Below are 21,114 nucleotides of genomic sequence, written 5' to 3' on the forward strand. Positions count from 1 at the left end.
TGGCGATCACCGGCCGGTGTGCACATCATCCGGCCGGTGACGGAAACCGGGCTCAGTGAACGCGGACCACGATCTCGGAGTGACCCACCCGGATGACGTCGCCGTCGGCCAGCTGCCACTCCTGAACCGGGGCGTTGTTGACGGTGGTGCCGTTGGTCGAGTTCAGATCCGACAGCAGTGCGGTGTGCCCGTCCCAGCGGATCTCGAGGTGACGGCGCGAGACGCCGGTATCGGGCAGGCGGAACTGGGCGTCCTGGCCGCGACCGATGACGTTCGCGCCTTCGCGCAGCTGGTAGGTGCGGCCACTGCCGTCATCGAGCTGCAGGGTGACGTTCGCGCCGGCGGCACCGTAGCCACCGCCGTAGCCGCCCGGCTGGCCGTAGTCGGGCTCGGCATAACCGGCGCCGGCGCTGGCGCCGTAGCCCTGTTCGCCGTAGCCGGCCGGGGCCGGGGCGTAACCCGGATCCGCGGCAGGGGCCTGGCCATAGCCCTGATCCACCGGGGGCTGGCCGTAACCCTGCTGCGGCTGTCCGTAGTTCTGCTCGCCGTAGCCGCCCTGGCCCGAAGGCTGGCCGTAGCTCGGCTGACCATAGTTCTGCTGGGGCTGGCCAGCCGGTTGACCGTAACCCTGGTCGGGCTGGCCGTAACCGCCCTGCGGGGGCTGGCCGTAGCCGCCCTGCTGGCCGTAGCCCTGGTCGGGCTGGCCGTAGCCGCCTTGCGGGGGTTGTCCGTAGCCGCCCTGCTGACCGCCGTAGCCCTGGTCGGGCTGCTGGCCGTAGGTGGGCTGGCCGTAGCCCTGCTCGGGCTGGCCGTAGCCACCCTGCGGACCGACGGGCGGCGGTCCGGGAGGGCCACCCTGCGGGCCGCCGTAGCCACCCTGGCCGTATCCGGCCGGGCCCGCGCCGTAACCGGCCTGGTCACCCGGCTGCCCGTAACCACCAGGCTGTCCGTAACCGGGGCCACCCTGCGGAGCGCCGTAGCCGCCCTGCTGTCCGTAACCCTGCTGCGGGTAGCCGCCCTGGCTCGGGTCCTGGGGGTACTGCTGACCGCGCTGCTGCTCGTCGGGCTGCCGTCCGTAGTCGTACTCGTCGCCTGGCTGGCCCTGTCCCTGGCCGGGGCGGTGGGTCGGGTTGTCAGTCATCGTTGGTACTCCTGGTTCTGCGGTGTGCACGCGGTCGCTGGGTGCCGGCCGCGGTGGCCCGGCGGTTGAGTCGGGGTTGACCACGCCGTGGGCGCGGAATTGGCCGGTATGAAGGCCAGGTGACGGCTCAAACCTGACGACCACCTCACCATACGTTTGCCATCCCCGCTCATGGACGAATCCCTCGAGGTGTTTGGCAAAAGCACTGGGTGTGAGGTCAGGATCGGCGTTCACCTTCTCGAAATCGGTGTTACTGAGCGTAATGACGTATTGGTTCGGTGCCAAAATACGGCCGCCACCGACATCGTGGGCACCGGATTCTGCTTCCCGCTGTAATGCGGCCTCGACTTCAGGGGGCGCGATCGACCCCCCGAAGACGCGGGCAAAAGCGTCTCCGACCGTGGTCTCGAGCTTGCGCTCGATCCGGTCGACCAGACCCATGTACCCCTGCCTCGCTTCGTCTCGGTGGTCCAGATGTGATGTGAGCAATAAATGCGGACATCACTGTTACGCATGGTATCGGCCTGACCTTGCAATACGTGACAAACAGAATCGTGAGAATTCCAAAGGTGCAGGTCAGGAGGTGGCGAGCCGGCACGCGGAGCGTCCGAGCGCGCGATTTTGCGGTTTCCGCGAGCCGAATTGTGCAGAAGCCGGTGCTCAGCGCCGGATTTGGAGCCGGGGGTAGGGGTGGTGATACTCTCTCCCAGTTGTTTGGGGCGAGTGGCGGAATGGCAGACGCGCTGGCTTCAGGTGCCAGTGTCCTTCGGGACGTGGGGGTTCAAGTCCCCCTTCGCCCACTCAACAGCAGTTCTACGAACTGCCGGCATCAAGGTCACGAACTCAAAAGGGTTCGTGACCTTTGTGTTTTGTCGAGATGGCGTGCCGAAGCCACAGGAATTGGGGCAAGTGGGACTTCGTCGCGTGGGTCCCGAAATTGAGTCGATGGACTCCATCTCCCCGCTGAGGTCGAGGATGGATAGAATCATCTGGCTGGATTGAGCCCGGCAGGTCCGGGTCTGGCACTGCTCCTGGTTGTGGTGGCTGTTTTTCTCAACGTTCTTCCGGTGCTCGTTTCTCGGCTTCGAGATGGCAAGCGAAAGGAGGCGATGCGTATGAACGCTGACTGCGCTAAGAGTGAGGTGCTCACTGCATCTACAACTGTTGCTTCGGGGTTGTTGACCAACATCGCCGCCACAGCTGTAGTGCCAGGCTGAGTCCAGCAACACAGATGAAGTGGTCGATCGAATTTCGTTCGAGGCATACTGCCGCGGCATGCGAAGCGTACCGATATGGACTGACTTAGCTTGCAGCCCAACACCTTTACGTTGCGCGCTCGGTTGAAGGCATGCCGGCCCGCAACGTCGCCACTCGCAGGCGCTCGTGGCGTGTTCCCCGTGAATGAGACCAACTGATCTGTACCCGTGTTGTTGGTCCACGGTTGTGAGAGTCGAGGGCAGAGTGATCATCGGGAGGTCACATGCCCCGTCAGTATTCGTCGTCGGTGCGTCGGCAAATCGTTGCCCGGCTTCGGTCGGGTGAACCGGTAGCCGTGTTGGCTGCCGAAACCGGTATCTGCCAGGCGACGCTGTTCCGTTGGAAACATCAAGCGCTCATCGATGCCGGCGTCATCGAGGGCACCCCGAGCGTGGAGGCCGACGAACTGGCAGCCGCCCACAAGCGCATCGCCCAACTCGAGGCCGAGTTGGCGTTGACACGCGACGCGTGCGCCTTATTCGACGAACAGGCGGTGGTGCCCCCAAAACGCCGACGCGCGATCGCTGAGGGACTGATCGCGCGAGGACACTCAGCCCGATCTGCCTGCCGGATACCCGGATTGGCCCGTTCCCTGTTGCAGTATCACCGGCGCAGGCCCGTCCCGGACCGTGAGGTGCGGCGGTTAATTGTGGCTGACACAATCACCGAGATCTATCAGCGATCCCGCGGTACCTACGGGCGCAAGCGGGTGCGCGCTGCGCTGTTGGCCGACTACGACATGAACGTCAACCACAAACTTGTCAACTCGATCATGTCCGAGCAAGGTCTCTACGGGTTGCCGCGCCCCGGGCGGCGAAAACCTAACCTGATCGGCGTCGACACCCCAGTTGACCTGGTCAATTGAATCGCCCCGAGTTTGATGCACACCTTCTTTCGAGGGAAGGTTGTCCGCATCATGCCGAAGAAGTACGACGAGGAGTTCAAGGCCCGGGCGGTGCGGCTGGTCACTGACCATGCCGAGGAGTACGAAACCCGCACGGCCTGCATCACCGCGGTCGCCAAGCGGTTGGGGGTGTCCTACGAATCGCTGCGCCGGTGGGTCAACCAGGCCGAGGTCGATACCGGGGTCCGCGATGGTGTCCCGTCCGATACCGCACGGGAGTTGCGGGAACTCAAACGTAAGAACCGTGAGCTTGAGGAAACCATCGAAATCCTCAAGGCGGCAACAAGTTTCTTCGCGCGGGAGAGCGACCCGCGACACCGCTGATTTGCGGGTTCATCGCCGAGCATCGCGCTCGGTTCGGGGTCGCTCCGATCTGCCGCGTGCTGTCCGAGCATGGCTGCCAGATCGCCCCGAGAACCTTCTACGCCTGGCTGGCCCGACCGCCGTCGGCGCGGGCCTTGTGGGACACCGTCATCACCGAGGTGTTGGCCGGCTACTACGAACCTGACGAGGCGGGCCGACGCAAGCCCGAGTCGTTGTATGGCGCGGTGAAGATGTGGGCGCACCTACAGCGCCAGGGCATCCCGGTGGCCCGCTGCACCGTCGAGCGCCTGATGAAGGCCAACGGCTGGCAGGGTGTGCGCCGGCGCAAGAAGGTCCGCACCACCATCGCCGATCCGGCGGCCGACCGCGCTCCGGATCTGGTGGACCGCCAATTCCGGGTGCCGGCCCCTAACATGCTGCTGGTGGCCGACTTCACTTATGTCCGGCTGGCCGGCGGGGTGTTCGTCTACACCGCGTTCGCCATCGACGCCTACGCCGGACGGATCGTTGGCTGGACCTGCTCAGCGAGCAAGGAAGACCGGTTCGTACGCCGGGCGATCCAGCACGCCGCCGAGCTACGGCGCCGTGAGGGTAACCCATTGACGGGCAATACAATTCACCATTCAGATGCGGGGTCGCAGTACACCTCGGTGCGGTTCGGGGAGACCTTGTCGCTATCGGGATTGGTGCCGTCGATCGGAACGGTCGGGGACGCCTTCGACAACGCCCTGGCCGAGACCACCATCGGCTTGTACAAGACCGAGGCCGTCCGCGACGACTCACCGCTGCGGCGTGGCCCCCTGCACCGCCTGACCGACGTCGAACTGCTCACCGCCGACTGGGTGCACTGGTACAACACCCATCGGCTCATGCACCGACTGGGCCGCATCCCACCGATCGAGTACGAGCAGATCTACTACGCTACGAAGACAGCCCAATCCGAGGCTGCACACCCATAACCAGGTGTGCACCAAACTCGGGGCGATTCAAATCGACGGTTCACTGCTAGCAGGCCCAACGAACTTTGGTGCACGGATATCACCGAACACCCCGCGCGTGATGGGAAGGTGTACTGCTGCGCGATCTTGGACTGCTTCTCCCGGATGATCGTGGCCCGCACCTTCTCAACTACCGCGGACACCGCATTGGTCAACAATGCGGTCAACATGGCCGTCGAAAGCCGAAACCGAAGTGGTTCAACGATTCTGCACACCGATCACGGCACGCAGTTCACGTCCTGGAGCTTCGGGGAGAACATGCGCCGATGGGGCCTGCTCGGCTCATTCGGCACGGTGGGCGACTGCTTCGATAACGCCGCCATGGAGTCGTTCTGGGCCCGGATGCAGGTCGAGCTACTCAACACCCGCAAGTGGGCCACCACCATCGAATTGGCCGCCGCCATGGCCGATTACATCGACAACTTCTACAACGTCGAACGCCGCCACAGCTACCTCGGTAACATCAGCCCCACGGAGTTCGAAACGCTCTGGACATCCACCTATTCGATCCCTCAACTCGCATGACCGCGGCTCGAAACAGCGGGGACAGATCAGTTGGACCCATTCACAGGGAACACGCCACACCGTCTGCGATCAGGGTGGGCGATAGTTGCGACTGAGGTTGGGTCGCAACGTGGGTCATGAAACCGCGCGTCGAGCACGGTCCCCCGGCGGCTCTTCGCCGCTGCGGGCTAGAAGCGGATAGCTACGCCGCAGTTGATGACTCCGTGGTTGGGACCGCAACGTCCAGCTGCTCGCACACCTGGGCGTCCGGCTGCCCAATCGACCGAAGCACCCGCAGAAGCCCGGAATCGCTAGCCAGAAGTCGGTGTCGTCGTCATCGCCGTTGGCAGACTCATTGACCCGATTAGTCACGGTGTCAGGTCAGGTTAGCGGGGGATCTCGACCGGCAGGTCATTGTCGAACGGATAGCCCGTCTCGCATCTAAAGAAACGAGACGCCACTGACGTTGGCGATCAGCGTTCGTGCCGTGGTGGCTGGGTGCCTGTGCGAGTTGCGGTTGCGCGTTTGGCGGCGACGGCCTGGGGGCTGCGGTGAAGGCGAGTCGCCACTTGCTCCAGCGGTATTGATTCATCGAGGGCGATGGCGAGTTCGTCGTCGGTCCATGGCCTGCTGCGGGGCTGCTGAGCAGGGTCACACCGATTGCGATACCGAAAGCGAATCTTGTCCACCGCCGTCGCCGTGCGGCCCAATACTAACGCCGCCTCGATAGCGGTCAACGACATATCGCAGGCGATCTCGATGTCCTCATCGGTGACAGGCTCACCGGACCGAATCGCCTTGGCCCCGGTGATCTCCGCGACCGTGGCACTGCGCGCTCGCCAGATTTCACTCCGCTGCTCCCGCTGCGCCGCATGGCGCACCGCAGTGCGGGCTGCTTTGCGGACCTTGGCTTCGAGCGGCCTCTGTGCTGCCCAGGCCCGCTCATGCGCACGCGCGGCGTTAAGGCAGGGCTCGCAGCGGCAGCCGTAGGTCCTCGCCGCGTATTGGGTGCCGTGCTTGTCTTCGGGGACCGGCCGGCGCTGCAACCGTTCCTTGGCGCGCATCGACCGGATAGTGCCTTCGCTGCGCCCCAACTGCTGCGCGGCCTGCTTGGGTGGCACCGACAAATCCAGAGCCACAGCCCGCTCAGCGGCAGAAAACTCCCTACCTCTACCCCTACCCACAACAAACCTAGTGTTAGTGCACGGTCTGGGTGCACACCGTGAACCGCCGCACTGCGTGTGCGAAGCCGCCGGTCGGGCACCCAGCTATGGACGTGGAATCGGCGATCACGTTCACTGGCTTTTCTCGATCACCCACGCCGGTCGCGTCGCAGGCAACGCGCGTAGCACTGTATTTGCTGATGGTCAGGCAGTCCTTGCTGCTCCAGGCGTAGTCCAGACAGGCGGTGAACTGCCCACCTTCAGGATTCATATAGAACCGCTGATCAACGTCGGGCGTACATTCAGCTGGGGTTGATACGCGTTGAACGACTTTGAATCCGTTGTTGGCCGATCCGCAATCGACGACGGACAACGACGGTTCCGGCGGCGCTCCCTGGAGGCTTACGCAAGCACCCACCGGCGCCAACTGCGCCCCCGCCGCGACCGGTTCTCCCACGGGGAATTCCCCCGGAATCTTCCCGAAATCCGCGACCGGACTTGCTGCTGGCGAATTCGTCGTGGCAACCGGATGTACCGCACGATCCGAAGCCGTGTCACCACACCCCGTAACGGAGCCAACCAACAGCAGAGCCATAGCGATGTACGTGAGCGTCATGCGCCGCCCGACGGATTTAAAGCTATTCATGACTCGGGTAACCACTCTAACTTCGCCAATTTGTGTGAAGCATCCATTTCTTGCGACGCCTGCACTAATCACGACGCCGACCGCGGACATAAATGACCCCAGCGCAGGCAATCTCGAGACCTCCGCTGACCAAGAACCCAACGCGGCTCAATCCCGTTGCATGCACTGCGAGAAGAGCTGTCACTACTCCGCAGGTGAAAATCAATATCGCCACTTTTAACTGCGGAGGCTCTGTGGCGGCGCCTCGGCGGAACACATACATACGTAGGCTGACTGCGAGTGCGATTGCAACAAGGACGAAAAGTGCCGTTGCAATGTCGATAGCAACATCGCTCATTGTTTATCCTCCATTTAGCTACCGCCTACCGAAGTACTGCACTTAAGTAACTGATGGTAGGCAATGCCAGTAGCGGTAGCGCCCGCCCCAATAACGACAAGGCCAACACCGAACTCAGATGTCAGTGCGCCGCCGACCATTCCAAGAAATCCGACTACCATCCCGGCCGCGTCCTCCGCGTAGGTGTCCCACGTGCATTTCGTGGCTTCCTTAACCTCCTGCTTCACTTCCTGGTGAATCGCGTCCTTTGGGACTGTCAGATAAACGGTGGATCTGATCCTGGCATTTGGTTAGTTGCCAGTCGGAGTGATCCGGCCGTTAAAGGTGATCGCGAACGCGTTCAGTGCGGGCTTCCACCTCATCGCCCATCGTGCCTTACCGCGGCCGGTGGGGTCTAGGGATCGGGTCACCAGGTAGAGGCACTTGAGCGCGGCCTGTTCGGTCGGGAAGTGCCCGCGGGCCCGAATCGCCCGCCGGTAGCGGGCATTGAGGGATTCGACCGCATTCGTCGAGCAGATGACGCGACGAATCTCGACGTCGTAGTCCAGGAACGGCACAAACTCACTCCAGGCGTTCTCCCACAGCGCCGTGATTGCCGGATACTGCGCACCCCACTTGGCGGTGAACTCGACGAACCGTTCCTTGGCCGCAGCCTCGGTTGCCGCGGTGTAGACCGGCCGGATGTCCTTGGCGATCTGATCCCAGTACTTACGCGACGCGTAACGAAAGGTGTTGCGCAGCAGATGAATCACGCACGTCTGCACCACCGCGCGGGACCACACCGTGTTGATCGCCTCCGGCAGCCCTTTGAGGCCGTCACAGACCACCATGCACACATCGGCGGTGCCGCGGTTCTTGATCTCTGTGAGTACCGCCAACCAGAATTTTGCACCCTCACCGCCATCGCCGGCCCACAGGCCCAGGATGTCGCGCTCACCGGTGCAGGTGACCCCGATCGCGACGTAGATGGGCCGGTTGGTGACCTGACCATCGCGGACCTTGACGAAGATCGCATCGATGAACACCACCGGATACACCGACTCCAGCGGCCGGTTGCACCACTCGGTCATCTCGCCGACCACCTTGTCGGTGATCCGCGAGATGGTGTCCTTGGATACCGTGGCTCCGTAGACGTCGGCGAAGTGGGCGGCAATCTCCCCAGTGGTCAATCCCTTTGCCGTCAGCGACAATACGATTTCATCGATCCCCGTCAGGCGCCGTTGACGTTTCTTCACGATCTGCGGCTCGAACGAGCTGTTGGTGTCCCGCGGCACGTCGATCTCGACCGGGCCGATCTCGGTGAACACCGTTTTGGTCCGGGTGCCGTTGCGGGAATTACCGCTGCCGCGGCCAGCCGGGTCATGCTTGTCATAGCCCAGGTGCTCGGCCATCTCGGCATCCAGTGCCGTTTCCAGCACGTTCTTGGTCAACTGGTTCAGCAGCCCATTCGGGCCGACCAGCTCGACGCCTTGTTCCTTCGCTTGTGCGAGCAGCTGCTCCGCTAGCTGCCGTTGATCCAGGTCAATCGCCATAGATTCGAGTGTTTCTGACATCGTCAGTCCTTCCCGCCAAGCTCACGCTCGGCGTGTCAGACCAAGATCAGATCCACCGTTGTTCGGACAGTCCCCGTCCTTTATCTCAGGAGGGAGCTGTTTTGCCGTGGTGGGTGGGCAGTTCGGGCATGAGGGGTTCGGTGGCGGTGGTGGGTCGAGCTTCCACGGCCCACCATTCTTCCGAATGCCCCCGATCAGGATGCCCCGGCCACCGCCACTGGGTATCGCAGACCCGGCGGACTGCGCAGCCAACTGAGCGGCGGCTTGCTGGCATTGAGTCTGGTGTTGCTCGCTTTGTTGAGTGTCTTGGGGTTGTTGCGAGGGTTGCTGTTGGGCCTGGCTAGGCTGCCGTTGTTGCGGTGCGGCGCTGTGTGGTGCCTGCGTCGGCGCGACCGATGGCTGTGCCGCGGTTTGCAGCGGAGCATCGTAATTAGGCGGCTGAGATCCGTTGGCCGGCTGCAACTGCTGCGGGTAGTTCGGAGCCTGCTGAGAGCCGCCCTGGCTTCCTGGGCTCTCCGGAGCGCCAGAGTTGTAGATGGATATTCCATTGCCCTGATCGGGTGCCGGATACGAGCCGCTGTTGTACCCGTTTGGTGGGCGGCTGGGCATATCCGGCGGCTGCATCGGGAATGCTGGCCCACTACCGGAACCGCTCCCGGAGCCGCCGCCAGTCGGTCCGGTGGGCGCCGGCTGACCAGTGGCACCAGGCAACGCTGACAGCCCCACCCCGCCGGAGGTGTCCCGGTCGATCACCACGATGCTAGCTAGCATCACCGCAGCCCCGGCCGTTACAGCCATTGCGCGCCGAAAGCCCCGCGGTAGCCGCGTTCGTATGGTCACTAAGTTTCCCCCTCAGTGTCGCCGAATTGCACCCCCCAGCGCATTCTCAGCTACCATCACATACTGGAGCTGACGTGTCAATCCGTGTGGTCGGGTTAGGCAAGCGATCCTATGATCAGTCCTATCGTCCAACAACGTTCCCCTTAGCGGGGCGACTAGCCGCAGTACAGCAAACACGCACGACGCCCCAGTCTGGGCTAACGCACGATCCAGCGCGCGGATCGATCGCTCTCCGTGGGGCGGGATAGTCCGAGCTGAAGCTCAACCATCCGGTTGCTTCGAAATCGGTGCAGATGCTGAGTCTCACCTGGGGCGAAGTTCGGTTGCCTGTACCTGAGTCTCACGGACCCGGATGGCTTCATTGAGGCGCTGCACTCTCAAATCTAGAGAACCCTGGAGTGGTGACGACTCGAGTCATCGGTTACAGGGAACCACGGCCTTTTGGCCGGGGTTTTTGTTTGTTGGGCCAGTAGTTGCGGTCGCTGTTGATGTGGTGTGGGGTTCACCCCGTTTGGTAGACATCGGTTAAGCGGCCTGGTTGGCCGTTGTGACGAGCTGTCGTTCGAAGGTTATCGGACTGATCATGCCCAGACTGCTGTGTCGGCGTGACCGGTTGTACGTGTTCTCGATCCAGTTGCTGACCGCCAGGATCGCCTCGCGATGCGTGGTGAACGAATGCCGTTGATAAAACTCGGTTTTCAGTGTCGACCAGAACGATTCCTGTTGCGCGTTGTCATAGCAGACACCGGTCCGACCGACCGATAACCGGACCCCGACCTCTTTAGCCACGCCGGTCAACTGCGCCGAGGTGTACTGGCAGCCGCGGTCGGCGTGAAAGATCACCCGATCGGCCGGCGCGGCGGCCGGTGGCGGGTCACGGAACAACACAGCCCGCCGCAAGGCCTGCTCGACTATGTCGGTGTGCAGACTGGCGGCGAAGGCGTACCCCAGGACTCGGCGCGAGCAGCCGTCACGGACCGCGCACAGATACAACCAGCCCTGCCCGGTGGCCAGGTAGGTGATGTCAGAGGTCCACACCTTGTTCAGCTCGCCGCGATCGAATTGGCGTGCCACCAGATCCGGTATGACGCATGGCCCGCCACCGCCGATGGTCGTCGGCGGTGTCCACGGTCGCGGACTGATACCGCGAATCCCGTTCTGGCGCATCAGTTTGGCAATAGTCTTGAGGGAAACGACTTCACCGGCGGCCCGCAGATCGGCGGTGATCCGCGGAGCGCCGTTCACCTGATCGGAGGCGTCATGAGCCGCCCGGATCTTGACCACCAGGTCCGCGTTGCGCGCCGCCCGCCCGCTCAGCGTGCCGGCTGCGCGGGCCAGCAGCCCGGTGACCCACTTGTAGTAGCCCGACCGCGATACACCCAGCAGCGTGCACATCCGGGCGATGGTGGGCATCTGCGCGACGGCCTTCTGCGCGTGGATCAATTCGAACGCCTCGGCGGGTTCGAGTTCTCCGCAGCGAAGAAGGCCGCGGCTTTTTTCAGGAACTCCCGATCCATCCGCAACTCGGCCACCTCACGGCGCAACCGCGCCAGCTCGGCCCGCTCATCAGCATCGATCGCCGTCGGCGGATCAGCCATCTGCGCCCGCTCGATCGCCACCCACCGGCCCAGCAGCTGTTCACCCACGCCGATCTCCCGCGCCACCTCAGCGATCGTGCGCCCGGTATCGATCACCAGATGCGCCGCCTCCCGCCGGTAGGCCGGGGTATACGACTTCCTCTTCGCACCCATCAGGTGCCATCCTTCCCTGCCCAGCCGCAGCCGAGCGATCAGGATGTCTACCAAACGGGGTCAACCCCACTCGGTCCGGGAGGTATTTCAAGCTGACCTGCTGCCCGATCTCGAGGAGGCCTTCGACGGACTGCGTGGTCCGGCGCATCTGGCCGTCCTGGTCGGTGAAACGGACGGTGACCACCGTCCCGACGGTGTAGCCGGTGCCCTCGTCGTGGTGCGTTCGCCACTCTGCCGCCTTTTCGACAACACCAACGGCTAAGTGCCCTGAAGTCATGACCCGGCTCTGCAGCCGGGCGAGGCGGACAAGAGGGAATGCGATGAGGACGATCAACGCGACGACGGCCACCCAGGCAGCAACGGAGAGGTAGTCAGGCCAGAACGAGTTCACCGCAACCAGCGCGCCGACGAAGACGACGACCACGCCAAGAACCACCGGCCAGCCGACATCGATAGAGGTATCGGAAACGATCGCCTTGTTCTCGGGCATCTGACGGCCCTCCTAATCCTCACTAGAGCTCGGTGTAGACGGCCTTGTAGGTGTCCGGTGCGGGGGCCGGATGTCGCGGACCCGTGCATCTGAGCTCGGTGTCACCACCATTGATTGCGGTGAACCACGGCATCAGCGAACAAGGCCACTCCAGCGACCAGGAATAAGAAGCGCACCCCGATCGGACCGTATCGAGTGAGACTTCGTATCAGCCAGCGCTGCGCCTGATCGGCCCGTCTACTTCGGCTGGTGGACAGGCCGAGAAGCACCATGCACGGCAACATGGTCAGGACCGAGTACACGATTACGACCACTGGCCAGGTTGGCGGCCGGGGATGTAGCGCGGCGATCATTGCCAGGCCAGCCAAGTAGGGAACAGCAGTAGGAGCCTGGCCGAGACCGATTGCGGCGCCCAGGAATCCGAGCAGCCACGGGCGCTGGCGCATCGCAGCCAAGGCCCACCCTGGCGCGGTGGTTTGGGCGACCAGTGGGAAGAATGCCAGCACGATCAGCACCAGTCCCAGCACGATCTCGCCCCAGTACCTCACCGACGGCGTCAGATGGAAGTCGGTCAGGTCGGTGAGCAATCCCAAGCCGAGCACGGCGCACAGGCCGAAAGTGGTCGTTACCGCGAGGAGTCCGGAGATGAAGCTGACGCCACCCGGGAGCGCAGACTGGCGATTCAATCGGCTGCCATAAATCACCGCCGAGACGACGCCGATGTTCAGGACATTCAGGGAGTCGAGGAACGCCAAACCCGCCAATGTCAGCAACAGTGCCGTCATCGTCGCGTTCCCCCGACACCCTTGGAGCATCGGCAAGGGTGCACCGAAACGCTCGCAATGAACGTCCCATTCACCATACGGCGCCCAACCGAAAGGTAAGCAAACAATAAGAATGTGTCGATGGCGGTGGATGGCCCGTTCTCACCCGCGATGTCAGATCATTTAGCGTTCCAACCCCTCCCGATGGGTTTCGCGACCGGTTCGTAGCGGACCGCCGCCCACCGATTTGGTGCTAGGAATAGTCCGTGCCTGGCGGCGGATCACAGCACCGGTATGACGAGACCGGTCTGACCTATGGGCGCACCCGTCAACCCGACCCGCGTATCGCCGCCGCGATCAATGCCGTTTTGGCCGGCATGGCCTCCGTGGCCAGCATCGGTGCGGGCGCCGGGTCGTACGAACCAGCCGAGACGGTCATCGCGATCGAGCCCAGTCGCGTGATGATCGACCAACGAAGTACTAACGCTGCCCCAGCGGTGCAGGCAATTGCCGAGCACCTACCACTTCGGTCCAACAGTGTCGATGCGGCGGTCGCGGTACTGACAGTGCACCATTGGCAGGATCTTGAGCGCGGCATCTGCGAAATGATCCGTGTCGCTCGCCGGCGCGTAGTCGTATTGACTTGGGACCACGGCACTTTCAAGGATTTTTGGTTGCTGCGCGACTACCTGCCCGCGGCCGCGGCGACTGACGCTCAGTTGGCCGTCCCCATGTCGAGGCTGATGTCACTGCTGGGCGACGCACGGGTCGTCACTATCTCTGTGCCACATGACTGCACCGACGGATTCGGCGGTGCGTATTGGCGCCGGCCCCATGCCTACCTGGACGAGACGGTTCGCGCGGGGATGTCGCTGTGTGCATTGACGCCGAATCATCAACTAGAAGAAGGACTTTCGCGTCTAGCCATCGACCTGAACACGGGAGACTGGGCCCTCAAGAACGCGCATCTCTTAGACCTTCCGGAACTGGACCTCGGCTATCGCCTGCTGGTCGCGGAACTCGACTAACTGTGCTGCTTCGCGGGAGATTTCCGGCCCACCTGGATATAGAGGCGGCAGTTTGCAGTGTCGACCCGAACACCGGCTCGTCGATCACTGCCGCCAGACGGTTGAACACACTCGTCCTACGCCGGCACCAGGGCTCACACCTGACGTTCCTCGCCTGGCCGACCGAATCGAGCTGTGGGAATGTGAAGGACCCGATCGGAGGTCCACAGTGAAATGGGCAGCAAGGTCAGTGTGCGCGGCGGCGTTGGGCGTGGTGCTGGCCGCGTCGGCATGCAGCCTGGAAGGCGCACGCGGCAACTACGGCACCGGCCCGGACGCGATCATCACCGTCAACGGCGGTGAACCGCAGAACGGATTGGTGCCCACCAACACCAACGAGAACATGGGCGGTCGCGTCGTCGATTCGTTGTTCACGGGGCTCTACAGCTACACCGCTGACGGCACGCCAATGTTGGCCAACGCGGAGTCCGTGGACACCACCGACAATCAGAACTACACGGTGCACCTTCGACGGGACTGGACCTTCACCGACGGCACCCCGGTGCGGGCCGAAAACTACGTCCGCGCTTGGAATTTCGGTGCGGCCACCGTCAATGGGCAACTGCAGCAGAGCTTCTTCTCGCCGATCGAGGGATACGACGCCGTCGCCGCCGAGGCCTCCCGGCTGACCGAGATGTCGGGCTTGAAGGTGGTGGACGACTACACCTTCACGGTGCGCCTCACCAGCCCCAACATCGACTTCAAGCTGGGGCTCGGGTTTACGCCGTTCAAGCCATTACCCGATGTGTTCTTCACCGAGGGCGCGGCCAAGTTCGGCGAGCATCCCGTCGGTAACGGCCCGTACATGCTGAAGGGCCCGGACGCCTGGCTGCACAACGTCAAGCTCGACGTGGTGCGCAACCCGAATTACCGGGGTTCGGACAAGCCGAAAAACGGTGGCCTGAGCTTCATCTTCTATAGCAGCTTCGACACCGCGTACACCGACCTCGAGTCCGGCAACCTCGACGTGCTCGACACGGTGCCGGTGAGTGCGTTGGGCACGTACCAGAAGGTGCTCGGCAGCCGGGCGTTGACCAAACCGACCGCTCAGAACATGCAACTCGGAATCCCTTACTACCTGCCGCATTTCAGCGGCGAGGAGGGTCGCCTACGACGCGCGGCGATTTCGATGGCGATCAACCGGCCCGAGATCATCAAGGCGATCTTCCGCGGCGCCCGCGGCGCGGCGCAGGACTTCACCGCCCGGTCGCTACCGGGCTGGGACCCGAACATCCCGGGCAATGAGGTGCTGAAGTTCGATCCGGTCAAGGCCAAGCAGCTCTGGGCGCAGGCCAACGCGATCGCGCCGTGGTCGGGATCCTTCGAGGTCGCGTACAACTCCGACGGCGATCACCAGGAGTGGATTGACGCGCTGTCGAACCAGTTGAAGAACACGCTCGGCATCGACGCGCACGGCGCTCCGCAGCCGACGTTCAAGCAGGTCCGGGACGCGATCACCAAGCGGACCATTCGGACCGCGTTCCGCAGCGGGTGGCAGGGCGACTACCCGTCGATGATCGAGTTCCTGCAGCCCCAGTTCGTGACCGGCGCGGGCTCCAACGATCCCGTCTACAGTTCACCGGCGTTCGACGCGAAGCTGATCGAGGCGGAGCGGGCGCTCGACCCGAACCAGTCGTATGCGCTGGTCAATCAAGCCCAGGCGATCCTCATGCACGACCTCCCGGTGATCCCGCTCTGGGACTACACCGCGGCCGGCGGCGTCGGGCCGGGTGTGACGGCCCAGCTGACCTGGAACGGTCTGGCCGATTTCACCCAGATCACCAAGGGCGACGTCGCCGAGAACACCAAGGGATAACCGATGCTGAGATACGGATTGAGTCGGCTCGGACAGCTGGTGATCGTGTTCTTCGGCGCCACTTTCCTGATCTATGCGCTCGTCTTCCTGCTGCCCGCCGACCCGATCTCCGCGCTGGGCGGCGGCAAGCCCATGTCGCCCGCGCTGATCGCGACGCTGCGCGCGCAGTACCACCTGGATCAGCCGTTCTACCTGCAGTACTGGCACTACATCAGCGGAGTGTTCCGGTTGGACTTCGGCACCTCCTTCTCGGGCCAGCCGGTGTTCGACGTGATGAAGCGCGCCTTCCCCGTCACGGTCGACCTCGCGCTCATCGCGATCGCCGTCGAGGCGGTGTTCGGTGTGACGTTCGGCGTGCTCGCGGGTCTGAGCAAGGGAAAGTGGTTCGACACCACGATCCTCATCGTGACGCTTCTCATCGTCGCCGTCCCGATCTTCGTGATCGGCTTTGCGGCTCAGTACCTGTTCGGTGTGCGCTGGCAGATCGTCCCCGTCACCGTCGGCGGCCACCTCGACCTCTACCACCTGCTGCTGCCCGGATTCGTGCTCGGTGCGGTGTCGTTCGCATATGTTGTCCGGCTGACGCGCTCGTCGGTCGCGGAGAACCTCTCGGCGGACTACGTGCGGACCGCCACGGCGAAGGGGCTGTCCCGACCGCGGGTGATCGTGGTGCACGTGCTTCGCAACTCGCTGATCCCGGTGGTGACGTTTCTCGGCGCCGACCTCGGTGTTCTGATGGGCGGCGCGATCGTCACGGAGGGGATCTTCAACATTCCAGGAGTGGGCGGAACCATTTATCAGGCGGTGATCCGGGGCGAGTCGTCGACCGTCGTGTCCTTTGTGACCGTGCTCGTGCTCATCTACCTGGCGTCCAACGTGGTGGTCGACTTGCTCTACGCCGCCCTCGACCCGAGGATCCGCTATGCCTGAGCCCCGGACCCAACCCACCCCTTATCCCGGCCAGGAGCGTTTCGTCGCGGGCCCAGACGCGGTCAGCGTGGCCGCAGTCGACGCGGTCGACGCCGACGTGGAGCCCGCCGGTTTCTGGAAGTCGGCGTGGCTGGAGCTGCGCATCAAGCCGGAGTTCATCGTGTCGATGGTGCTGCTGGCCATGATCGTGGTCGTCGTGCTCTTTCCAGGACTGTTCACCAGTCAGGACCCGCATTACGGTTCGCTCGAGCAGTCGCTGCTCCCGCCCAGCTCCGAGCACTGGTTCGGGACCGACCGGCAGGGCTACGACATCTACACCCGAACGATCTACGGCGCCCGTGCTTCGGTGGCGGTGGGCGTGCTGACCACGATCGCCGTGGTCCTGATCGGCGGTCTGCTGGGCTGCGTAGCCGGGTTCTTCGGTGGCTGGATCGACTCGGTGATCGCGCGGCTGTCGGACATCTTCTTCGGCATCCCGCTGATCCTGGCGGCGGTAGTCACGATGCAGGTGATCAGCTCCCGCACCGTGTTCACCGTGGTGATCGTGCTCGCGATCTTCAGCTGGCCGCAGATCGCGCGCATCGCCCGATCAGCCGCTATCGCGGTCCGAGGCGAGGAGTTCATCACGGCGGCGCGCTCGCTGGGAGCGTCGCGGGTTCGCACTCTGTTCACCCACGTCATACCCAACGCGCTCGGTCCGGTGATCGTGGTCGGCACCATCTCGCTCGGCATTTTCATCGTCACCGAAGCGACGCTGTCGTATCTCGGCATCGGACTGCCGTCCACGGCAGTGTCGTGGGGCATCGACATTGCGGCCGGGCAGCAACTACTCCGCGAGGGCACGCCGATCCTGTTCTACCCCGCGGCGGCGCTGGCGATCACCGTGCTCACCTTCATGATGCTCGGTGACGTGCTGCGCGACGCGCTGGACCCGAAGGCGAGGACCCGCTGATGACCCAGACGTCGCAGGACGGACCTGCGCCGCTGCTCGACATCCGAGACCTGCGGGTCGAGTTCCGGGTGCAGGGAAAGTCAGTACCCGCGGTGCGAGACGCGAGCCTCACGGTTTACCCGGGGCAAACGGTGGCCATCGTCGGAGAGTCCGGGTCAGGCAAATCCACCACGGCCGCCGCGGTGCTCGGCCTGTTGCCGGGGACCGGCAAGGTGACCGGTGGTCAGATCCTGTTCGACGGCCAGGACTTGGCCGCCGCGTCCCGCCGCGACTTCGAGAAGATCCGGGGCAGTGGCATCGGTCTGGTGCCGCAGGACCCCAACACCAATCTCAACCCGGTGTGGCGCGTCGGCTTCCAGATCCGCGAAACCCTGCAGGCGAATGGCGCGGCGAAGCGGGGCGCCGCGCGTAAACGCGCGATCGCGTTGCTCAGCGAGACAGGCATGCGCGACGCCGACAAGCGAATCAATCAGTTCCCGCACGAGTACTCGGGCGGCATGCGCCAGCGGGCGCTGATCGCGATCGGGCTCGCGTGCCGGCCGAAGCTGCTGATCGCCGACGAGCCGACCTCGGCCTTGGACGTGACCGTGCAGCGGCAGATTCTGGACCATCTCGAGGCGTTGACCGCCGAGCTCGGCACGGCGGTCCTACTCATCACGCACGACCTCGGCTTGGCCGCGGAACGCGCCAGCCACCTGGTCGTCATGTACAAGGGGCGGGTGGTCGAGTCGGGACCCGCCCTGCAGATCCTGCAGGACCCGCACCACGAGTACACCAAGCGGCTGGTGCGCGCGGCGCCCTCGTTGGCCTCCCGGCGTGCCCACGGCAAGACCCTCACCGACTTGGACCACGGCGGGCTCGTCGGCGATCAGGCGTTGCCGCTCAAGGTCACCGGCACCGTCGCCGAACCCGCCCAGTACGCGTCGTCCGGCCCCCAGGACGTGGTGGTTGCGGCGAACCTGGTCAAGGATTTCCCGATCCGCGGTGCCGTCCCTTTCAGCGGCGGTTCGACTTTTCGTGCCGTGAACGACGTCAGTTTCACCCTGCGGCGGGGGACGACCACCGCGGTGGTCGGCGAGTCCGGCTCGGGAAAGTCGACGGTGGCGCGCATGGTGCTGGGACTGTTGGACGCGACCTCGGGCACGGTGCACTTCGACGGGAAGGACGTCACGTCGTTGCGCGGCGCCGACGCGAAGGAGTTCCGCCGCCGGGTACAGCCGGTGTTCCAGAACCCCTATGGGTCGCTGGATCCGATGTACTCCATCTACCGGGCGATCGCCGAGCCGCTGAACATCCATGGCATCGGGGACAAGTCCTCCCGCACCGCCCGCGTGAAGGAGTTGCTGGACCTGGTCGCGCTGCCGCAGTCGGTCATGCAGCGCTTCCCCAACGAGCTGTCCGGCGGTCAACGGCAGCGCGTTGCGATCGCCCGCGCGCTCGCCCTCAATCCTGAGGTGGTCGTGTGCGACGAAGCAGTGTCGGCGCTGGACGTCCTGGTGCAGGCACAGATCCTCACGTTGCTCAGCGAGCTGCAGAAGGAGCTCGGCCTGAGTTACCTGTTCATCACCCACGACCTGGCGGTGGTGAAGGAGATCGCCCACAACGTGATCGTGATGTCCCGCGGCGAGGTGGTGGATTCCGGGCCTACCGACCAGGTGTACGAGAACCCAACATCTGACTACACCCGAATGTTGATCGACGCGATTCCCGGCGGAACGATCGAGCTCGCCGGCTGATCCAGGGGCGCAGCCAGGGTGTCCTCGTCCTCGGCGTACCCGCCGGCGCATTTGTCGGCGATCTTCTCGGCTGGAGATCGACGTCCGCCGCATTGGCAGCTTGTTTCACCCTAACTCGCCAACGTGTCGCGTCTCGTTCGTAGAGAAAGCAGACGTCTGATGTCCTGTGTCAGCGTGCGTTGCTTTGTAGGGATTGGGCCATTTTGCGGAGGGTATGTGCGACAGCTGTCTGCTCGCTATCGGTGAGGTCGGCGAGCATGCGCAGTTCGACGGCGCGGACGGCGGCGCTGGCGGCGTTCAGGGTGCGCCGACCACGCGGCGTCAGTTGGGCGGGCAGGATCTTTCCGACGGACGCTTGGGTCGGCCGTGTGACGTCGCCGTCTCGTTCCAGGGCTTGCAGCAGCACGTTCATCGATTGACGCGTCACGAACGCGCCGCGCGCAAGTTCAGAATTCGACAGGCCCGGCCGCTGGGCCAGTAGCTCCAGGCAGGCGTAGTGGGTCACCGTCATCCCCAAGGGGCGCAACACTTCTTCCATAGCCTGCCGTAGTGCGGTCGACGCCTCCTTGAGCAGGTAGCCCACTGACTTCTCCAAGTCGATCCCGCCGCCTTGACTCATGTCAGTAGTCTGACATACATTCCTAATGTCAGATAACTGACACGCATCGAAGGAGACCCAGCATGGCTGTCACCGGCCCAGATTTCATTTCCCTGCAAGTCCGCGACCTCGACGCCGCCCAGACGTTCTACGAGCGGTACCTCGGACTTGTCCGCTCACCTGCAGGACCCCCGCACGCTGTCGTCTTCAACACCACACCGATCGCTTTCGCGCTGCGCGACATTGTCGAGGGGGTCGACCTCGACGCCGTCGACCAACCCGGTATCGGCGTCGCGCTCTGGCTGCGCGCCACCGACGTGCAGGCCATCCATGACGCCCTCGTCGCAAGCGGCACGGATATCGTCGTCGACCCGTTCGACGGCCCCTTCGGCCGGACGTTCACCTTCACCGACCCCAACGGCTACCAGGTCACCCTCCATGACCGCGCCTGAGCGCTCAATCCTGGTCTTCGGCGCCACCGGAGCCCTGGGCCGCCACGTCCTGGCCGGACTTGACGAGCGACATGTCCCACCCGGATCAATCACCGCAGTCGGCCGCAACCAGGAGCGGCTCGACGAGCTGGCGGCCGCCGGGTTCGGTGTCGCAGCAGTGGATCTCGCTGACACCGGAAAGGTTGCCGAGCTGGTCGCTCGCCACCGCAATATCGTGCTGATCTCCGGCAGCGACCCAGATCGCCTCGCCCAGCATCTGTCAGTGATCGAGGCGGCCAAGCGCGCCGGTGTCGCCCACTTCTACTACACCAGCGGATTGCGAGCCGACGACGACCGCTTCCGCATCAACGCTGACCACAAAGCCACCGAGGACGCGCTGACCGCCTCCGGGCTGACTCATACGATCCTGCGCAATACGTGGTACATCGAGAACTACCAGCAATCCCTCGACGGTCCCCGCCACACCGGCATCCTGGCCGCCGCCACCGGCGACGCCGTCGTCGCAGCTGCAACCCGCAAGGACCTCGGCGAAGCACTGGCCGTCGTCATCACCACCGACGGACACGACAACCTCACCTACCACCTCAACGGCGACACCAACTTCACCTACGCCGACATCGCCGATGCCATGTCCACGGTGGTCGGCCGCGACGTCACCTATCAACCCGTCACGGCCCGCGACCTCCAAGCCATGCTCACCAGCGACAGCATCCCCGCCGAACTCGCCGAATTCCTCGTCGACCTGGACACCACCATCGCCGCCGGGGCGTACGCCAAACTCGGCGACGACCTCACGACCCTCCTCGGCCGACCCACCGCAGGCCTAATCGACGGTCTTCACTCCACATAGACGCCGGCTGTCCACTGAGCGCCGGACTCATTTCCAGAGAA

At 64.0% G+C, this 21,114-nt stretch carries 18 protein-coding genes and 1 tRNA gene; 11 read left to right on the forward strand and 8 right to left on the reverse strand.

Annotated elements, in window-relative coordinates:
- Nucleotides 1-52: 52 nt before the first annotated feature.
- Nucleotides 53-1,582: an FHA domain-containing protein gene (locus ACX12F_RS00135; RefSeq protein WP_459367723.1), complete on the reverse strand. Its 1,530-nt coding sequence runs from the start codon at nt 1,580-1,582 to the stop codon at nt 53-55.
- A gap of 276 nt (nt 1,583-1,858) precedes the next feature.
- Between ACX12F_RS00135 and ACX12F_RS00140 the strand changes: the two genes are divergently transcribed.
- From ACX12F_RS00140 to ACX12F_RS00155, 4 genes are all read left to right on the forward strand, one after another.
- Nucleotides 1,859-1,941: transfer RNA gene (locus ACX12F_RS00140), tRNA-Leu, on the forward strand.
- A gap of 680 nt (nt 1,942-2,621) precedes the next feature.
- Nucleotides 2,622-3,263: an IS3 family transposase gene (locus tag ACX12F_RS00145; RefSeq protein ID WP_459367724.1), complete on the forward strand. Its 642-nt coding sequence runs from the start codon at nt 2,622-2,624 to the stop codon at nt 3,261-3,263.
- Between the two features lie 51 nt (nt 3,264-3,314).
- A protein-coding gene (locus tag ACX12F_RS00150; RefSeq protein WP_459367093.1) for an IS3 family transposase occupies nt 3,315-4,585 on the forward strand; the annotation gives its coding sequence in 2 pieces (ribosomal slippage) (nt 3,315-3,588 and nt 3,588-4,585; 1,272 coding nt in all).
- Nucleotides 4,586-4,591: 6 nt separating this feature from the next.
- On the forward strand, nt 4,592-5,149 hold the full coding sequence (locus ACX12F_RS00155) for an IS3 family transposase (protein WP_459367725.1): 558 nt from the start codon (nt 4,592-4,594) through the stop codon (nt 5,147-5,149).
- Between the two features lie 452 nt (nt 5,150-5,601).
- Here ACX12F_RS00155 and ACX12F_RS00160 read toward each other — a convergent pair whose 3' ends face one another.
- From ACX12F_RS00160 to ACX12F_RS00185, 6 genes are all read right to left on the reverse strand, one after another.
- The gene (locus tag ACX12F_RS00160) at nt 5,602-6,267 is read right to left on the reverse strand and encodes a hypothetical protein (protein WP_459367726.1); all 666 of its coding nucleotides are present in this window, start codon (nt 6,265-6,267) and stop codon (nt 5,602-5,604) included.
- A gap of 58 nt (nt 6,268-6,325) precedes the next feature.
- Nucleotides 6,326-6,748 (reverse strand): LppU/SCO3897 family protein, encoded by a 423-nt coding sequence (locus ACX12F_RS00165; protein WP_459367727.1) that lies wholly within the window; start codon nt 6,746-6,748, stop codon nt 6,326-6,328.
- 816 nt (nt 6,749-7,564) lie between these two features.
- Entirely contained in the window at nt 7,565-8,806 is a 1,242-nt protein-coding gene (locus ACX12F_RS00170) for an IS256 family transposase (protein ID WP_459366463.1), read from the reverse strand.
- 1,386 nt (nt 8,807-10,192) lie between these two features.
- Nucleotides 10,193-11,418 (reverse strand): IS3 family transposase gene (locus ACX12F_RS00175; RefSeq protein WP_280109264.1). Its coding sequence is split into 2 segments (ribosomal slippage): nt 10,193-11,155 and nt 11,158-11,418, totalling 1,224 coding nucleotides; the frame shifts between segments, so codons are not numbered across the junction.
- Nucleotides 11,333-11,908, reverse strand: coding sequence for a hypothetical protein (locus ACX12F_RS00180; protein ID WP_459367728.1), 576 nt, complete (start codon nt 11,906-11,908; stop codon nt 11,333-11,335). Before ACX12F_RS00180 ends, ACX12F_RS00175 begins: the two co-directional genes overlap by 86 nt.
- Nucleotides 11,909-12,009: 101 nt before the next feature.
- Nucleotides 12,010-12,693 (reverse strand): GAP family protein, encoded by a 684-nt coding sequence (locus ACX12F_RS00185; RefSeq protein ID WP_459367729.1) that lies wholly within the window; start codon nt 12,691-12,693, stop codon nt 12,010-12,012.
- A gap of 356 nt (nt 12,694-13,049) precedes the next feature.
- On the opposite strand from ACX12F_RS00185, the gene ACX12F_RS00190 reads away from it, so the two are divergent.
- From ACX12F_RS00190 to ACX12F_RS00210, 5 genes are all read left to right on the forward strand, one after another.
- Complete coding sequence (locus ACX12F_RS00190; protein ID WP_459367730.1) at nt 13,050-13,700, forward strand: class I SAM-dependent methyltransferase; 651 nt, start codon at nt 13,050-13,052, stop codon at nt 13,698-13,700.
- A gap of 208 nt (nt 13,701-13,908) precedes the next feature.
- Nucleotides 13,909-15,555, forward strand: a complete 1,647-nt coding sequence (locus ACX12F_RS00195; protein WP_459367731.1) for a peptide ABC transporter substrate-binding protein — start codon at nt 13,909-13,911, stop codon at nt 15,553-15,555.
- A gap of 3 nt (nt 15,556-15,558) precedes the next feature.
- On the forward strand, nt 15,559-16,485 hold the full coding sequence (locus tag ACX12F_RS00200; RefSeq protein WP_459367732.1) for an ABC transporter permease: 927 nt from the start codon (nt 15,559-15,561) through the stop codon (nt 16,483-16,485).
- Nucleotides 16,478-17,437, forward strand: coding sequence for an ABC transporter permease (locus tag ACX12F_RS00205; protein WP_459367733.1), 960 nt, complete (start codon nt 16,478-16,480; stop codon nt 17,435-17,437). The genes ACX12F_RS00200 and ACX12F_RS00205 overlap by 8 nt, the downstream gene beginning before the upstream one ends.
- On the forward strand, nt 17,437-19,173 hold the full coding sequence (locus tag ACX12F_RS00210) for a dipeptide ABC transporter ATP-binding protein (RefSeq protein WP_459367734.1): 1,737 nt from the start codon (nt 17,437-17,439) through the stop codon (nt 19,171-19,173). The genes ACX12F_RS00205 and ACX12F_RS00210 overlap by 1 nt, the downstream gene beginning before the upstream one ends.
- A gap of 169 nt (nt 19,174-19,342) precedes the next feature.
- On the opposite strand, the gene ACX12F_RS00215 is transcribed toward ACX12F_RS00210, so the two are convergent.
- A complete protein-coding gene (locus ACX12F_RS00215) occupies nt 19,343-19,792 on the reverse strand; it encodes a MarR family winged helix-turn-helix transcriptional regulator (RefSeq protein ID WP_459367735.1) in 450 nt (149 codons plus the stop codon).
- Between the two features lie 62 nt (nt 19,793-19,854).
- On the opposite strand from ACX12F_RS00215, the gene ACX12F_RS00220 reads away from it, so the two are divergent.
- The gene (locus tag ACX12F_RS00220; RefSeq protein ID WP_459367736.1) at nt 19,855-20,223 is read left to right on the forward strand and encodes a VOC family protein; all 369 of its coding nucleotides are present in this window, start codon (nt 19,855-19,857) and stop codon (nt 20,221-20,223) included.
- Nucleotides 20,210-21,073, forward strand: coding sequence for an NAD(P)H-binding protein (locus ACX12F_RS00225; protein ID WP_459367737.1), 864 nt, complete (start codon nt 20,210-20,212; stop codon nt 21,071-21,073). Before ACX12F_RS00220 ends, ACX12F_RS00225 begins: the two co-directional genes overlap by 14 nt.
- Nucleotides 21,074-21,114: the final 41 nt, after the last annotated feature.

It is taken from the genome of Mycolicibacterium sp. HS_4_1, from assembly GCF_054515875.1.

Bases quoted from the DNA above. Each gene is read 5' to 3' on its own strand.
- ACX12F_RS00135 (WP_459367723.1), bottom strand. From the start codon at position 1,582: ATGGGTCTGGTCGACCGGATCGAGCGCAAGCTCGAGACCACGGTCGGA.
- ACX12F_RS00145 (WP_459367724.1), top strand. From the start codon at position 2,622: ATGCCCCGTCAGTATTCGTCGTCGGTGCGTCGGCAAATCGTTGCCCGG.
- ACX12F_RS00170 (WP_459366463.1), bottom strand. From the start codon at position 8,806: ATGGCGATTGACCTGGATCAACGGCAGCTAGCGGAGCAGCTGCTCGCA.
- ACX12F_RS00180 (WP_459367728.1), bottom strand. From the start codon at position 11,908: ATGCCCGAGAACAAGGCGATCGTTTCCGATACCTCTATCGATGTCGGC.
- ACX12F_RS00185 (WP_459367729.1), bottom strand. From the start codon at position 12,693: ATGACGGCACTGTTGCTGACATTGGCGGGTTTGGCGTTCCTCGACTCC.
- ACX12F_RS00190 (WP_459367730.1), top strand. From the start codon at position 13,050: ATGGCCTCCGTGGCCAGCATCGGTGCGGGCGCCGGGTCGTACGAACCA.
- ACX12F_RS00200 (WP_459367732.1), top strand. From the start codon at position 15,559: ATGCTGAGATACGGATTGAGTCGGCTCGGACAGCTGGTGATCGTGTTC.
- ACX12F_RS00205 (WP_459367733.1), top strand. From the start codon at position 16,478: ATGCCTGAGCCCCGGACCCAACCCACCCCTTATCCCGGCCAGGAGCGT.
- ACX12F_RS00210 (WP_459367734.1), top strand. From the start codon at position 17,437: ATGACCCAGACGTCGCAGGACGGACCTGCGCCGCTGCTCGACATCCGA.
- ACX12F_RS00215 (WP_459367735.1), bottom strand. From the start codon at position 19,792: ATGAGTCAAGGCGGCGGGATCGACTTGGAGAAGTCAGTGGGCTACCTG.
- ACX12F_RS00220 (WP_459367736.1), top strand. From the start codon at position 19,855: ATGGCTGTCACCGGCCCAGATTTCATTTCCCTGCAAGTCCGCGACCTC.
- ACX12F_RS00225 (WP_459367737.1), top strand. From the start codon at position 20,210: ATGACCGCGCCTGAGCGCTCAATCCTGGTCTTCGGCGCCACCGGAGCC.